This window comes from Lactobacillus sp. OTU4228 (assembly GCF_001006945.1).
GTDB lineage: Bacteria > Bacillota > Bacilli > Lactobacillales > Lactobacillaceae > Lactobacillus > Lactobacillus amylovorus.
Genome location: NZ_CDLD01000034.1, coordinates 1 through 14,178 on the forward strand (window position 1 = coordinate 1; position 14,178 = coordinate 14,178).

Below are 14,178 nucleotides of genomic sequence, written 5' to 3' on the forward strand. Positions count from 1 at the left end.
TAATCAGTTTTCTAAAACCAGCAATGCGGACAATTCCCAGCTTAGGCAATTTAATATGTTTAGCATCAATAAATCTAGCTGTCCCGTTATCAAGATAGGCTTCTGACTGCTTAGGATATTGACAGTTAGTCTGATATGACCAGTCGCTGCGTTTTTTGTGAAAAGTCGGAATTCCATAACCAATCTTGCGATAGTTGTTCCAAGCTTTCTGATAATTTTGAATGGCGTTGGCAATAGCGAGGCTATCAATTTCTTTAACACGCAAAAAGCTATAAGTATCACGAATATTCCTTGGCTTATCCAATAGTTCGCTATTAGTGACTACTTCTTCTGCCAACCTAGTCTCATAATTATTAAGAATAGAAAAGGCAAAAGGCATTGCTTGATATTGTCTAACAGCTAAGTAGTGCTTAGCATGATAATTGCTTCGATTGCGTCCTACATAAGAGTTGTAGACAAAGCGCTGCGCATCATAGTTTAGTTTAATGATTTTCTTTTGCTTAGAACTAGGATAAAAGCGAAGCTTAACGCCAAAATGATAGGCTAAACTGCTCATTCTTTTCATGTATTTCACCTCCTTGTATTATTGTAATTTGATTATATCCTATGTATATCTTATAATCAACAGTAAATAGATACATAATAGACGAAAGGATATTAGACTATGAATAATAAGAGAGACAAAATAAAAGACGCAGGCTATGAAAAACACTACGTCTATAATGCACACTATCATCTAATTTGGTGTACTAAATACCGCAATCAAATCTTTACTAACCAAGACCTGGCTCAAGAAATGCGAGACCTGCTCAAGCAAATAGCCGAAGATAATCAAATCCAAATTGAAAAAATGGAGGTAATGCCTGAACATATTCATTTGCTTATCAGCTTTAGACCATCAAAATCAGGTTCAAGCGTAGTCAAAGCACTCAAAGGAAGAAGTGCTTTTTTATTCTTCAAGAATCATCCCGAAATTAAGCAAAACAGGATGTGGGGCGGGCATTTATGGTCGCCCAGCTATTACTTTGGCACGGTAGGGAATATGTCTAAAGAAGTAGTAGAAAAGTACATTAATGACCAGATCTACAATGCCGTTAGAGACGGCAAGCCCTATCCATCCCCGCATTAAAATACGGGGATTTTCGGGCGTTTTTCATTAAATTGTCGTTTCTCCTTTTTTTCATATGTTTCCATCTTTGTTATTACCTCCTTCGCAAAATCGTCCATGTTGACTCCAAAAAGAAAGCAAATTTTTTTCAACATATTTAAATCGGGTTCATTAACATCTCTCTCCCAATTCGATAGTGCCTGCCGGGTAACATTCAATTCCCCGGCTAGTTCTTCCTGTGTCATTCCCAATTGTGTTCGCAGATGACGTATTTGCTTTCCTGTTGTAATATTCGTCTGTTCCTGGTTCAAAATAGTTTCTCCTCTCTGATACTGATTTTATCAATGATATTTCGCAATAGCCAGCAATGAACGCTTGCATTGCGCAAGACGTTACATTATCTTCTGAAACATATAGCGCACCTTGTCCAGGCGGCTGTTTGGACGGCGGGGCTGGATGACTGGCTTGCCGACAGCGGCCTGATACCCTTTCAGTTCTGTAAGGCATACGCTCTGCCCGTTGGTGTAAGAGGCCAGATCAGTACGGTATGCCTGTATACAGCGGGCGGGAATCTCGCCAGTAAAGACAACTTCATCCTTTTTTACCTGGACCGTTTCGATGGTGGCACAGTATTTCGGTGCATCATGATAAGCCCTGGAAAGATATTCCCGGGGCGCATAGAGGGTGAAGGAGAGATAAGGTTCCAGCAGTTGCGTCCCTGATTCCTTCAATGCCTGTTCCAATACAATCGGGGCCAATGAGCGGAAGTCCGCCGGCGTGCTGACCGGACTGTAATAAAGCCCGTATTCAAAGCAAATCTTACAGTCCGTTACGTTCCAGCCGAACAAGCCCTGCTCCAGCCCGTAACGGATACCATCCCTGACAGCGTTTTGAAAACTCTGGTTCAAGTATCCCAGCGAAACCCGGCTCTCGTATTGTACACCGGAGCCAAGCGGGAGTGGTGTAACAGACAGTCCGATGGATGCCCAAAACGGGTTGGGCGGCACCTCGATATGGATGGTGTGGCTGGCTGCTTTGAGCGGCCGCTCCATATAAATGACGGTGGGTTCCTTTACCACTGTTTCAAGCTTGTATTTTTCCGACAGCAAAGCGGAAACAACCTCCAACTGCACCCGGCCCAAAAAAGAAAGAATGATCTCATGGGTGATGGAATCCACCTCGAAGCGCAAAAGCGGGTCAGTATCCGCAAGTTGCGTAAGAGCGTCCAGCAGCCGTTCTCTTTGCGCTGCCGTTTTCGGCGCAATCGACGTCCGCAGCATGGGGAGGGGGTCCTCACGCCACCTTTTACGAGGGAGCCGGGTTGGGTCCCCTAATACATCGTTTAACCTCACGCTGTCGCTGGGAAGGATAACAATTTCACCCGGATAAGCGGTGTCTGTCCGAACAATTTCCCCTTTGGATGGAATACGCATCTCTGTGATTTTCAGCTTTTCTCTCCCGGCCAGGGCCACCGTATCCCGCAGGCGCAGCGTTCCGCTGTATAGCCGTAGATAGACACGCCGCTGGCCGCAATCTGTATACTCCACCTTGAAAACGCTGCCGCATAGGGCGGCGCTCCCCTGTTCCCCAATCGGTTGGAACAGCCCTGTCACCGCATCCATCAACGGTTGAATGCCAAGGCCCTTTTTGGCGCTGCCATAATAGACCGGGAACAGGGAGGCGTCTTGAACCCGCCGCTGTTCCTCCCGCACAAGTTTTTCCCGGCTGATTGGTTCTCCTGCGATATACTTTTCCAATAATTTATCGTTATTTTCGATGACCGCATCCCATGCTTCTATGTCGGTATTTTCCTCCAGGACTATTTCCGGGGACAGCGACACCGTCTGCTTGATGATAATATCGGCGGAGAGCTTATCCCGAACAGACTGAACCACGCTCTGCAAATCAACGCCAGCCTGGTCGATCTTGTTGATAAAGATAACGGTGGGAATGTTCATTTTCCGCAGGGCATGGAACAGAATACGGGTCTGGGCCTGCACGCCATCTTTAGCGGAGATCACCAAGATGGCCCCATCTAAAACAGCCAAAGAGCGGTACACCTCCGCCAAAAAATCCATGTGGCCGGGCGTATCCACAATGTTGACTTTACATCTGTGCCACTGGAAGGAAGTGACTGCCGCTTGAATGGTAATCCCACGCTGCCGCTCCAAAAACATGGTGTCCGTCCTCGTTGTCCCTTTTTCGACGCTCCCCGGTTCTGAAGTGGCTCCGCTGGCATATAGCAGGCTCTCCGTCAAGGTCGTCTTTCCAGCGTCTACATGGGCAAGAATTCCAATATTGATTATTTTCATGTGATTTTCCTCCCTTTACTGCCCCGAAGGGCATAAAAATCCCCAGCAGTAAAATACTTTTACCACTGGGGATGATAATTTGCGGACATACACATATACAGCATACACCTGTTTGTGAGTGCTGTTTTTGGGGATATGTCAAAATTGATAAGGCAAAAGTATTCTTAAATTGGGTACAAAAAACTAAGCCCCTACAAAAGGGACTATCATAATCCTTTGTTCCCACTATTTGATTATAGTTTTATTTAAGAATACCTTGCCGCATATTTTTTACTCCTTTTCTGGAATTGAATTATTATATCACATCAGTTTTAGGAAAACAAGTATCTAAAAGAAATTTTTCTTCCCCTTATATGTAACAATCATACCGGCTTCCTAACGTTCAGAATGGTTTCTACTGTCTGCTGCGGTGTTTGGTTGGAATTGTCCAGCCAAAAGCCGATCCGTGGTGTTGTCTGCATTTTACTAAATACAAATTCAATGTATACAGAAAGAAATATATAAGGAGTGGGAGGGATTCCGCCGTAGTCGGCATTGTAGGAAAATCCAAAAGTTTAGATTTTCTCAAAATGCTTATCTTTTGGTCTTTGGTTCGGAATAGTGTAGTGCTGGCGGTCTATCTATTGTTTTCGGTTGCTTGCTTCTTTACCGTACATGAGCATTGGTCTAAGGGTGGTATCTGCATCTTTAGTCTTGCAGGTGATTTACTTAGTAAAAAAGACTCTGCTACGTGGGGTAGCATCATAAGAAGTAACTTTACAGTTGGACTTCAAGTAAAAGCACAGACTCCAAGTAAAGGTACCTTACAATCAGTTTACTTGTTAAACGCATCTGATTATTTAGATGATGACTGGTATAAGTTGCTGATCAGTACATCTACCGATACTCCTACTATTTCCTTCAACATTGTTGTCTCAGCAGACTATTTAAAAGAAGCACTAGATGGTAATACTTTCCTATCTGATTTTCTTCAGTCTAAACGACTAGTTAAATCAATTTATCGCAGTGCAGATACGATTGATTTTGAGTTTTACGATCATTATAAATACATATTCTCTATTGAAAGAGATCGAAATAAATCACTTAAACAGGCTATTGCTTCTTCACCGCTGCCTTCAGGAATTTTAATTACCAAATTTAACGATCACAGCCGTGAAATATATAGATATTAATGCAAAAAAGCTCTCAAGAATTATTACTTGAGAGTTTTTTGTTGTTTAAAAAGGTGTGTGACTTAGTTTCTGGTGCGAAGCTCTTGCCCCAGTGACCTGAAGTCTTGAAGTGTTTAAACCAACTAGTAGCACTTCCTGCACCAGGTCGTGGCGTCTTGTCTGCCTTGACAATACCTTCGTTATCATCTGATCTTACTTCAACAGTAACATGAGCACTGGCTTGGAAGTTGCCGTGCCTGAAAGTTCTCGTTGAACCGATCCAACATGCAGGTCCTCTACGTGTAAGTCTTTGGTAAATCCCGAAATTACCATTACCAATCATCTTTGTTTGGAAAGGACTCAATTCCTTAGCTGCAACTGATTGTGGTTTAATAACAAACAATGTTAGAAGACACGCTAAAATAAAAGAAATGCTCCATTTCTTTTCCATATCTATTTTCTACTCCCCTACTTTTAACTTGATAGCACGACTAACATTGTAATTCTTTATACTGATTTATGCTAAGCTTGTAAGCAGTAGCATTTTAATTTTTGTTAATATATTAATTTATATAAGATGCAAATAATAACACTATTAAGTTTTTAAAATATAAAAAAGACGCTACATTCGTAGCGCCCTTTCATTTTATTAATAAATTCTAGTTTTCAACGATCAAATTCTTAAGATCATCTGGTAAGTTAAGTGGAGCATACTTAGCACTAACAATCTTCAATGCTGATTGCTTTACGTATCTCTTCTTGCCAATGTAAACGTATCTAGTCTTACCGTTCTTAACAATCATTGATGACTTGTACTTCTTGCCATACTTAATAGTCTTCTTGCTTGCAGCGAAGGTAATCTTCTTTGACTTCTTACTCTTCTTGTAAGCGTAGTAGATCTTAGCACCCTTCTTTGACTTAGGGGTTACAGTAATGTATTGCAAGCTTCTTTTGTAAGCATCTTGAATGGCCTTTACATCGTTGTTTGCTTGTTCAACAAAGGCTGATTCAGTTGGAACATTGCCTGAAGTAGTTACATCAGTTGATGGAATGAAGACAAAGCTGTCTTTACCATTGATTGTTCTATTTTCAATGTAGTACAAAGTTACGGTCTTGTCGCCTTGCTTAGCTTCAGTTGACCATAAAACATTAATGGTTTGACCCTTAGTATAATTTGAATCAATTTGGTCTGGATTGGCTTGATCCTTAGCTACGACAACAAGCTTTGGATTATCACTATTTACAATAGCTGAAACAGTTCTATGTTTTACACTAACATTACCAGTCTTAGTATTTGAAGATTGAGTGGTGCCTGCGGCATGAACTGGTTGACCCATTGCCATGCCAGTACCAGCAAGACCTGCTGAAAGCATCACAGCAGCTGCTAATGAAGTAAATAATTTTTTAGTTTTCATTTATAAAATCTCCTAAAAACAAAACTCTTATAATTTAATTATAACATTATTTAGGAAATTGCATTAATTACTTCCCCGCAAAGAGCTGGCCGATTGTTTCCATATCTTCTGGGGCAATCGTAAAGTCAGTTTGCGGATTTTCAACGATATCATCTACTTGAACAATTGGCACAATTCTCTTTTGGGCAAAGTAGCGCAAAACTAATTCCATCGTGCTTGTACCATAATGGCCGGCGATTTCGGCCAATGCATCAATATTGCCTGCAACCGAAAGTTCCACTTGCATCTTGTTTTCTCTAGCTAATTTGATTAAAGATCCATCTTCGTAATCCAAATGAATTACGCTGGGCTTAATCTTAGGTGCTTTCAAAATAGCAGCCAAGGTATCACCATTAGCATTGGTTACACCAATATTCTTGAGCCAGCCTTGGATTTTAACTTGTTCTAATTCTTGCCAAAGTTGATTATTACGTTCGGCGTCATCACTTAAGCGAAGCATAGCCAAATCGGCATGTTTAGCAACTAGATTATTTCTGATTTCTTTCAAATTATTACGCATCTCTTCACGCGTATTAACTTTTTCAGAAACCTGAATTTCCACGTAAGTTTGTGGACTCAGATTTTTAAAATCGATTTTTTCATCCGCAGTGCAATTAAGCAAACGATAGCCTGCCTTCATTGCCCTTGCGACATCTTCATCACTGGTAACAGTGACGCCAACTTTTGGCATCAAGCTACCATCATTCAAAACAACTGCTTCATCTAATAATGACATTAAATCATTTCTCTCCTTAAGCTAATTCAACATAAATTTTGATAGCTTCTTTGACAGTTTGATAAACAGTTGAGACATGCAAAGTATGAGCTAAAAACTTCTCCTTCTCATCCTTTGACATTTCTGAGTCAAAGAAGACTTTTATGTTCATTTCAGTTACGACCGATTTGCCGTGACCTAGATTTTCAGTTTTAGCATTATTTTCTACACGAAAATTTTTCACGTCTAAACCATGTGACTTAGCGACCATTCCTGCGGACATTACGATGCAGGAATTTACGCTACCACATAGATATTCGACCGGGTTAGGGCCCTTATCATGTTCCTTATCGTTGTCATCACAGATAAATTCATGCTCACGGGCCTGGTTAGCAATTTGCCATTCTGTGTCTTCAAGCTTGGACTTTACTAAATATTCACTCATAATGTTGATCCTTTCTTCGTAAATTAATGGTGGTCAATTGCTTCGTTTAAACGTTTGCGCCAGATAAAGTAAACTAGCAGCATGAATGGAATCAATACTAGTTCTACTGGATAAAACCATTCAATTGGCAACACGCTATCAACTACTCCGCTTAGCATTGGGCCAAAGGCCATCGCAATATCAAGTCCTAAATAAAAGGTAGAACTAGCTAAACCTTGTTCCTCAATCGGAGCAAGTAAAAGTGAGGTTGATTGTAAAACTGAATAAATAATGCCATAGCCCATTGCCATTCCGACTGCGGCTAAAGCCATTTGCCAATTATTGTTCATCATGGCTAATAAGCTGATATATGCGATGGTTGAGATTAAGCTAATCCAGAACCAAACACCGAAGCGAACAGTATCAAAATAACGTTTCAACCCAATTCTGATGATCAGTAGTACTACCGCATAGATCAAGAAATATGATCCTACGGCAACAGACAAATGCTTTTGTTCAACATAGGTAACGAGATCTGCCTGCGTTACAAAATATGGTGTCGCAAACAAGGTAGTCAAAATCGCTACCGGTAAAACATTCATCTGAATAATCTTGAAATGCTTTTTAGGCATCTTGCTTTTATCTTTAACAATTGGCTTGGCATGATCACCCACGAATTGGATAGCTATTACCATTAATAATGCGGAAATAGCCGAGGCGATCAAGCTCTCACGATAACCGATTTTTTGATAAATATTAATCGATAATGCCGGTGCCAAAGCCATGGCTAAGGCATTCATCAAACCATAAAAGCCCATTGCTTCGCCCACGTGCTGCCGCGGCACCAAGAATGCCAGCCAAGTTGTCATACAAACGGTACACAAAACATAGCCGGTACCATTGATCAATCTGAATAAAAGCAGCCAAGCACTTGATGGCGTAAAGACATAGCCTAATACACCAATTAAAATCAAAACACCGCCAATAAAAGATAGACGATATTTTGAAAACTTATCTGTCAAATTGCCGGCAATAGGACGCAAAAACATTGCGGCAACGCTCATAATACCTACGATTACACCGGCAAAGGCGCTGCTTGCCCCTAAGTTCTTGGCATAGCCATTGATCAACGGATTAACGAACATCGTACTAAACATAAAGAAGAAAGATGCTGCCATCACTAATACAACATCTTTGGTATAAATAGATTTTTTCTTTGCCAAATTAATGCCCCATTTCTTTAGCTTAATTATACAGCTATTGGCAAAACCTATTTAGCAATCTTCAAAACTACGGCAAAGACGATCAGTGAACCGATCCCCAGTACCACGGCCACTCTAAATAACAGCCAGAAACGGTTGTAAATTAGCGTTTCGTTTAAAAATACGACCATTGTTTGACCAACGGAGTTTTTGGCAACCCTGTAAGCATATTGATTTCGACCTACATCTATGCTGCCTGAATCTTGATGGTCAGATAAAGCCTTTCTTGTAATGCTTTTAATTTTCGTACTGTTAACCTGATAAACATTATTATCGTTAACTACGGACACACGGTGTGACGCATCCACTGTCACTGCAAAATAGCGGTATTGATACACAGCTTCAGGATTATATGGCCCACCTAAGAAATTACGGTTGATGGAATCATTTTGATTGCCAAAGGCCGCATGTGCATTACGTGGTGATAAGTGACCCTCATTTTTAACCAAGGCAGTTAATACGCGGTCGACTTCATTCTTACTTTGCACTCGCGTGATCCCGACAAGACCGCCCAGAGTGATTAACAAAACCAGTAGCAATGCAGCAACGGAAGTCCCGATGAACTTCCAACGGAATTTTTGAATTATCTAATCACCTACTTAACTAATTCATAACTACCACCTTTTTCGCCTTCAATTTTAACTGTGCTACCGATTGACCGCAGTTTTTGGCGTAAATATGAAACATAAACCCAGAATACTTCTGGATTGGCATCTTCGTCGTTCTTCCAAACGCGATTAAAAATATCTTCGGTTGATAATTCTTTATTTTCATTTAGCAAAAAAATAATTCATCAATTGGATCTCAGGGCCGCTTAATTGAATGGAATTATGACTGGCCAGGTTTTGTTGTTCAACGTTAAGTGTTACATCCCCCACAGTCAATAAATTAGGAGTGTAATCATCTTCACGCCGTTCTTTTGAACACAATCTCGCAAGGAGCTCTTTTAATGAAAATGGCTTAGTAATATAGTCATCGGCACCACTATCAAGGCCAGTTACGCGGTCGTCAACTTCGGCTTTAGCAGTAAGCATCAAAATATAAGTCTTATCGTCGCTTTCTCTGATCTTCTTCAGCGCAGTAATACCGTCCATTACTGACGAATCGTCTGCATGCTTACATCACAAGAAGCAAGCTCGTCAGCTACTCGTTTTAATTCTTTCCCGATCATCTCAGGATTCTTGATCTGATGTTTATATTTCATTTCATGTTCAAGACTTGCCCAAGTGTCCATGGCAATTGTTCTTAGCTGCACTTCAACAAAATAATGACCTGGAATATTGCCGTCGACATCTTCGTCGGGTACGGTAATTTCAAGAATCATATGATATGAACGATAACCATTAGGCTTAGCGTTAGTAATATAGTCTTTTTCGTTATAAACACTTACATCATCCCAACTCTTGATGTAGTCAATACAGGTATAAATGTCATCAATAAAGTTGCAGACAACACGCAAGCCGATACTGTCACGCACTTCACGCAAAGCTGAGTGTGCAGTCAATGGATAATGCTTTCTGGTACATTTTTCTTCCATACTAGCTTCACTTTTTACACGGCCATTTAAGTGTTCATATAAACGCTCATGATGAACTTTTTGGTAATTGTTGTTTAATTCATCAAAACGATTCATTAACTGGTTAAGTATCTTATCCAGTGTGGGGGGCGTATTTTCCGTAAATATTCAACATTAGTCCCTTCTTTCGTTTCTATTATTATAACAATGCTTTTTGACTTTTCTTTGAAGGTCATGGGATTATTAGCAAATCATAATTTTCTATAAAAATCTTTTAAAATTGCAAAAAAGACACCTACCAATGAATTTCATTGATAGATGTCTTTTATTCTTCCTTCAATTCAAAATGGCTGCCATCTTCATCGACAATCCCGACTACTTCAGCATTTTTATCTCCAACTTTTATTGTCCCCATTTCAATTTTACCGTAACCTTTGGCCTCATCAGTTACTTCAATATCATCAAAAGCATTGCGCAATAATTTGCGAGCAATCTTACTTTTAATCCGGATTTCTTTTGACTTCTTGAAAGCTGCTTCTAGGGTATAACCTGCATCAAGTTGATCTTTAATAAAAGCAATCAAATAAACTGTTGCCAAACTGTAATGCCGCACGCCAGAACCTTCATTGATTGGCTTGATATAGCCCTTTTTCTCCCAATATCTAAGTTGACGCTGCGATACGCCCAAGCTACTACTTACGCCGCCTATACCTATTTCTAGATTTTCAAAAAGTTGATGTAATTTCTTTTTCTTTACATTTTCCATATTTATCAGCCTCACTAATTATCACAATTATATTAATTTATGTTAGATTTTTCAACTTTAGTGTCATATTTTATATCACTTGTGTAAGATTATTTGACATTGATATTTTTTAGGCTTATATTAGTTACCGAACTTAATTTTCACAAAAAGGGGGATGAACATGAATAAACAACCTGTCGATATTCATGAAAAACAATACAATCGTAACTTATTAGTACTAGTATTGATCATCGGCTCATTTTGTACGGTATTGAATGGTACGCTTTTGTCGACTGCTTTACCTTCTATTATGAGAGACTTCAAGATTAGTACTGCTACTGCAGAATGGCTTTCTACCGCTTTCTTATTAGTAAATGGAGTAATGATTCCTATTTCTGCTTGGCTAATCAATCGCTTCGGCTCTAGAAAGATGTACCTTTCAGCAATGTCAACCTTCTTCATTGGAACGGTAATTGCTGCTATTGCACCTAACTTTCAGACACTTTTAGCAGGGAGAATTATTCAAGGTCTAGGTGTTGGGGTCACCATGCCACTGCTTCAGACAATCATGCTTTCAATCTTCCCAGCTAATAAACGTGGGGCCGCCATGGGGACAGTCGGCATCGTTATTGGCCTAGCTCCAGCTATTGGGCCAACATTATCTGGTTGGGTAGTCGACAATCTTTCCTGGCGTTACCTTTTCAGCATTATTGCTCCAATTGCCGGAATTGTTGTAATCCTTGCTGCCTTTTTAGTAAAAGACGTTTTGCCAACTAAGGATGAAAAAATCGATGTCTTTTCAGTTGCCACTTCAACTATCGGATTCGGTTCTCTACTATATGGTTTTTCAGAAGCTGGTAATAAAGGTTGGACAAATCCTGAAATTTTAGCCTTTATTTTTGTCGGTATCATCTTCGTAATTCTCTTTGGTATTCGCCAATTGAAGATGGATGATCCATTTCTTGATATTAGAGTATTCAAGCACTTCGAATTCTCACTTGCTGCTATTCTTTCAGGTGTTACTAACCTAGCCATGGTTGGAATCGAAATGGTTTTACCACTTTATATTCAAAACTTACGTGGTGAATCCGCATTTCACTCTGGCTTGATCTTACTTCCAGGTGCTTTGATGATTGGGATTATGTCACCAATTACTGGTCGAATCTTTGACCGTTATGGTGCAAGAAAAATGGCCATTACTGGTATGACACTTCTTACTTTGGGAACTATTCCATTCGTATTTTTAACTGAGAATAGTTCATTCTTAATGATTATTATTCTCTACGCAATCAGAATGGTTGGTGTTGCTCTGGTTATGATGAACGTTACTACTTCAGGGATGAACTCACTTCCATTAGATAAGATTTCTCACGGTACCGCCGTTAACAACACCTTTAGACAGGTATTATCATCAATTGGTACTGCCATCCTTGTTTCAGTATTGACTACAACTACTAACAACAATATGCCAGCCAAGTCAATGCTTAAGACGTTGCCACTTCAATATAAGAATGGTGCAATTAATGCGACACTTGATGGTTTCCATGCCTCATTTGCAATTAGTATTCTCTTTGCATTGATCGCCTTAGTTCTTTCATTCTTCTTGAAGAAAGGTAATCGTGCACGTGAACGTTCAGAGAAGGTGGACAGCTAATGATTTTAATTATCTTAATTCTGGCAGTTATTGCCTTTATCTATTTCAATGTAATTCCTAAAAAGGGTTATATGCCGCTTGCGATTATTTCACTACTCATCGCAGTATTGAGTATCGCTGGAATCGTAGCTCACGACTACAATCACTATGGTATGAAGACCCAAACTACCACTGTTAAAAAAGAATTGGTCTCTTCTGCATCCCCGCAATTGCCAGTTCTTTTATACCAACCACTTGGCAACGGAACAGAAAAGATCTATTTATATAAAACAAAAAATACAGATAAGAAGCCTACCCCAATTAAAACCGATAAAACTCACGCTAGTATGAAAACTGCAGCTAAGCCTTCAATGACAATCAAGACTGAACGCTACGTTTTCAGTAATGGCTGGAATCAATTCTTGTTTGGCTGGTTTGGTCACAATAATGAGTTGAAGCATCGTGAATATACTTTCAATGTGCCAAAGAATTGGAAGGTTTTATCAATTAAGCAAGCTAAGTCTTTGCAAAAGCAAATGGCTAAACGTGCTGCGATGATGAAGAAGATGCAGCAAATGAAAAAGTAAACAAAAAGCGCAATTCCTTAATTGGAACTGCGTTTTTTCTATACTAAAATCTAAACTCTGGGCGATAGCCAACATAATGATGCAAAATGTAATCCGAATCTTCTTTCAAATCCCAATAATCGATATTATTAGAAAACATCATAACCGTTTCATTCGTCTTGTAATTGGCGATAAAGCACGAATTATAACCGGGGATGCTTCCATTGCCGGCGATCACATTATTATGGAAATATACGCCGCCAAAATAGGCCACCTCTTCATGCTGAGTCTGTTGAGAAAAAGTATTGATCATCTTAGGATTCTTTAGCACTGCCTGATTTATAAACTTCCAATAATCTTTTGGCGACATGAATAAGTTCCCTGCTCCAAAATCAGAAGACGTAGTTACTGTAACCTCATGCCAGCTAACATTATTTACAGGCTGAGGCACCTCATTTTTGGCAACCTCAGAAAAATCCTTAATTTGTCTAAGGTTAAGTGGCCCCGCAAAAGTCTGTTTAATATAGTCATTGTAGCTCAGATGCGTCTGCTTACTAATAATTGCTGCTAACAATTCATAGTCAATGTCTTGATAGTCCCAAGTGTGAAGGTGGTCGTACTTGATGTGCTTGAGCATGAAAGCAGTCTGCTCCTTTTCACCTTTTAGCGGCGAATCTGGCCGGGCATTATTGATTAAACCACTAGTGTGGTTGAGCAATTCACGGATCGTTATGCTCTTGCTACCCGGAATTTGAGGATAATACGTGGATAGCGACGTATTCCAATCAAGTTGGCCTGTTTGCTTTAATTTATAAATAGCAGTCCCAGTCATGATCTTTTGCAAAGAAGCAATTGGAAACAAGCGATTAGCTTCGACCACTTTTTCTTTATTCGAAGTTTCTTTGTTTTTCACCACAACGGGCTGGCCTTTTTTACCGCTAACCAGGGCTACACCATTGATGTGGTGCCACTTCATGTAGTCCTTAACCTGCGTGGGCAGATCCTTATCGCCGGTCTCTACCCTATCTACCGACCAAGTAAACATCGCTGTGACAACACCGATTGCCAAAACTCCACCTAGTAAAATTCTTCTCCAACGCATGATTTTTTCCCTTCCACTCAAGACTTTTTATATGTTTAGTATACATGTTACAGCAAAAAAGAGGCGTTAATTTTTACTATTCCTGCAAAAATCACCCTCGAAAAAGCCAAAGTCAATCTATAAATAAGCCAAAAATAATATTTTAAAAATCCTTAACCTATTCTAATGAAAAAATTCGATACAATATTAA

General features: G+C 39.8%; 14 protein-coding genes and 3 pseudogenes. 4 read left to right on the forward strand and 13 right to left on the reverse strand.

The features are described from left to right. Window positions 1-565 (reverse strand): helix-turn-helix domain-containing protein (locus BN1206_RS06645; protein WP_156172723.1); only part of this gene is annotated, 565 nt, incomplete at its 3' end. Between the two features lie 99 nt (window positions 566-664). Between BN1206_RS06645 and tnpA the strand changes: the two genes are divergently transcribed. Further along, window positions 665-1,129, forward strand: coding sequence for an IS200/IS605 family transposase (gene tnpA / locus BN1206_RS06650; RefSeq protein WP_052543099.1), 465 nt, complete (start codon window positions 665-667; stop codon window positions 1,127-1,129). Here tnpA and BN1206_RS06655 read toward each other — a convergent pair. Both BN1206_RS06655 and tet(W) read right to left on the reverse strand, forming a co-directional pair. After that, window positions 1,129-1,419: pseudogene (locus BN1206_RS06655) on the reverse strand (helix-turn-helix domain-containing protein); the annotation flags it as partial. The gene tnpA and the pseudogene BN1206_RS06655 overlap by 1 nt on opposite strands. A gap of 81 nt (window positions 1,420-1,500) precedes the next feature. Then, on the reverse strand, window positions 1,501-3,420 hold the full coding sequence (gene tet(W), locus BN1206_RS06660) for a tetracycline resistance ribosomal protection protein Tet(W) (protein ID WP_052543100.1): 1,920 nt from the start codon (window positions 3,418-3,420) through the stop codon (window positions 1,501-1,503). A 623-nt stretch (window positions 3,421-4,043) separates the two neighbouring features. Here tet(W) and BN1206_RS09565 point away from each other — a divergent pair. Beyond that, on the forward strand, window positions 4,044-4,592 hold the full coding sequence (locus tag BN1206_RS09565) for a hypothetical protein (RefSeq protein ID WP_082104762.1): 549 nt from the start codon (window positions 4,044-4,046) through the stop codon (window positions 4,590-4,592). A gap of 13 nt (window positions 4,593-4,605) precedes the next feature. Here BN1206_RS09565 and BN1206_RS06670 read toward each other — a convergent pair whose 3' ends face one another. The 9 genes and pseudogenes from BN1206_RS06670 to BN1206_RS06710 all read right to left on the reverse strand — a co-directional run bounded on the left by BN1206_RS06670 (window position 4,606) and on the right by BN1206_RS06710 (window position 10,708). Next, window positions 4,606-5,022, reverse strand: a complete 417-nt coding sequence (locus BN1206_RS06670; RefSeq protein ID WP_022087479.1) for a hypothetical protein — start codon at window positions 5,020-5,022, stop codon at window positions 4,606-4,608. 208 nt (window positions 5,023-5,230) lie between these two features. Then, a complete protein-coding gene (locus BN1206_RS06675) occupies window positions 5,231-5,986 on the reverse strand; it encodes a hypothetical protein (RefSeq protein WP_022087478.1) in 756 nt (251 codons plus the stop codon). A gap of 67 nt (window positions 5,987-6,053) precedes the next feature. Continuing rightward, on the reverse strand, window positions 6,054-6,761 hold the full coding sequence (locus BN1206_RS06680; RefSeq protein WP_014566032.1) for an aldo/keto reductase: 708 nt from the start codon (window positions 6,759-6,761) through the stop codon (window positions 6,054-6,056). A gap of 16 nt (window positions 6,762-6,777) precedes the next feature. Next, window positions 6,778-7,185 carry an OsmC family protein gene (locus BN1206_RS06685; RefSeq protein ID WP_013438340.1) on the reverse strand — a complete coding sequence of 136 codons (408 nt, stop codon included), beginning with the start codon at window positions 7,183-7,185 and terminating at the stop codon, window positions 6,778-6,780. 23 nt (window positions 7,186-7,208) lie between these two features. Beyond that, window positions 7,209-8,387 (reverse strand): MFS transporter, encoded by a 1,179-nt coding sequence (locus tag BN1206_RS06690; protein ID WP_046433730.1) that lies wholly within the window; start codon window positions 8,385-8,387, stop codon window positions 7,209-7,211. Window positions 8,388-8,434: 47 nt separating this feature from the next. Continuing rightward, a complete protein-coding gene (locus BN1206_RS06695) occupies window positions 8,435-8,914 on the reverse strand; it encodes a hypothetical protein (RefSeq protein ID WP_231575990.1) in 480 nt (159 codons plus the stop codon). A 107-nt stretch (window positions 8,915-9,021) separates the two neighbouring features. Then, a pseudogene (locus BN1206_RS09570) lies at window positions 9,022-9,523 on the reverse strand (response regulator transcription factor); the annotation flags it as partial. After that, window positions 9,520-10,114 (reverse strand): annotated as a pseudogene (locus BN1206_RS06705) (GTP pyrophosphokinase family protein). The pseudogenes BN1206_RS09570 and BN1206_RS06705, both read right to left, overlap by 4 nt. Before the next feature lie 153 nt (window positions 10,115-10,267). Continuing rightward, a complete protein-coding gene (locus tag BN1206_RS06710; RefSeq protein WP_013438344.1) occupies window positions 10,268-10,708 on the reverse strand; it encodes a MerR family transcriptional regulator in 441 nt (146 codons plus the stop codon). 160 nt (window positions 10,709-10,868) lie between these two features. Here BN1206_RS06710 and BN1206_RS06715 point away from each other — a divergent pair, with 160 nt between their 5' ends. Both BN1206_RS06715 and BN1206_RS06720 read left to right on the forward strand, forming a co-directional pair. Continuing rightward, the gene (locus tag BN1206_RS06715) at window positions 10,869-12,341 is read left to right on the forward strand and encodes an MDR family MFS transporter (RefSeq protein WP_013438345.1); all 1,473 of its coding nucleotides are present in this window, start codon (window positions 10,869-10,871) and stop codon (window positions 12,339-12,341) included. Further along, on the forward strand, window positions 12,341-12,907 hold the full coding sequence (locus BN1206_RS06720; RefSeq protein ID WP_013438346.1) for a DUF4811 domain-containing protein: 567 nt from the start codon (window positions 12,341-12,343) through the stop codon (window positions 12,905-12,907). The genes BN1206_RS06715 and BN1206_RS06720 overlap by 1 nt, the downstream gene beginning before the upstream one ends. A gap of 43 nt (window positions 12,908-12,950) precedes the next feature. On the opposite strand, the gene BN1206_RS06725 is transcribed toward BN1206_RS06720, so the two are convergent. Then, entirely contained in the window at window positions 12,951-13,931 is a 981-nt protein-coding gene (locus BN1206_RS06725) for a serine hydrolase domain-containing protein (RefSeq protein ID WP_231575994.1), read from the reverse strand. Between the last annotated feature and the right edge of the window lie 247 nt (window positions 13,932-14,178).

What these genes read in the sequence shown, in the direction of transcription:
- BN1206_RS06720 (WP_013438346.1), top strand. Translation starts at nt 12,341, where the DNA reads ATGATTTTAATTATCTTAATTCTGGCAGTTATTGCCTTTATCTATTTC.
- BN1206_RS06725 (WP_231575994.1), bottom strand. Translation starts at nt 13,931, where the DNA reads ATGTTTACTTGGTCGGTAGATAGGGTAGAGACCGGCGATAAGGATCTG.
- BN1206_RS06715 (WP_013438345.1), top strand. Translation starts at nt 10,869, where the DNA reads ATGAATAAACAACCTGTCGATATTCATGAAAAACAATACAATCGTAAC.
- BN1206_RS06670 (WP_022087479.1), bottom strand. Translation starts at nt 5,022, where the DNA reads ATGGAAAAGAAATGGAGCATTTCTTTTATTTTAGCGTGTCTTCTAACA.
- BN1206_RS06685 (WP_013438340.1), bottom strand. Translation starts at nt 7,185, where the DNA reads ATGAGTGAATATTTAGTAAAGTCCAAGCTTGAAGACACAGAATGGCAA.
- BN1206_RS06680 (WP_014566032.1), bottom strand. Translation starts at nt 6,761, where the DNA reads ATGTCATTATTAGATGAAGCAGTTGTTTTGAATGATGGTAGCTTGATG.
- BN1206_RS06675 (WP_022087478.1), bottom strand. Translation starts at nt 5,986, where the DNA reads ATGAAAACTAAAAAATTATTTACTTCATTAGCAGCTGCTGTGATGCTT.
- BN1206_RS06710 (WP_013438344.1), bottom strand. Translation starts at nt 10,708, where the DNA reads ATGGAAAATGTAAAGAAAAAGAAATTACATCAACTTTTTGAAAATCTA.
- tnpA (WP_052543099.1), top strand. Translation starts at nt 665, where the DNA reads ATGAATAATAAGAGAGACAAAATAAAAGACGCAGGCTATGAAAAACAC.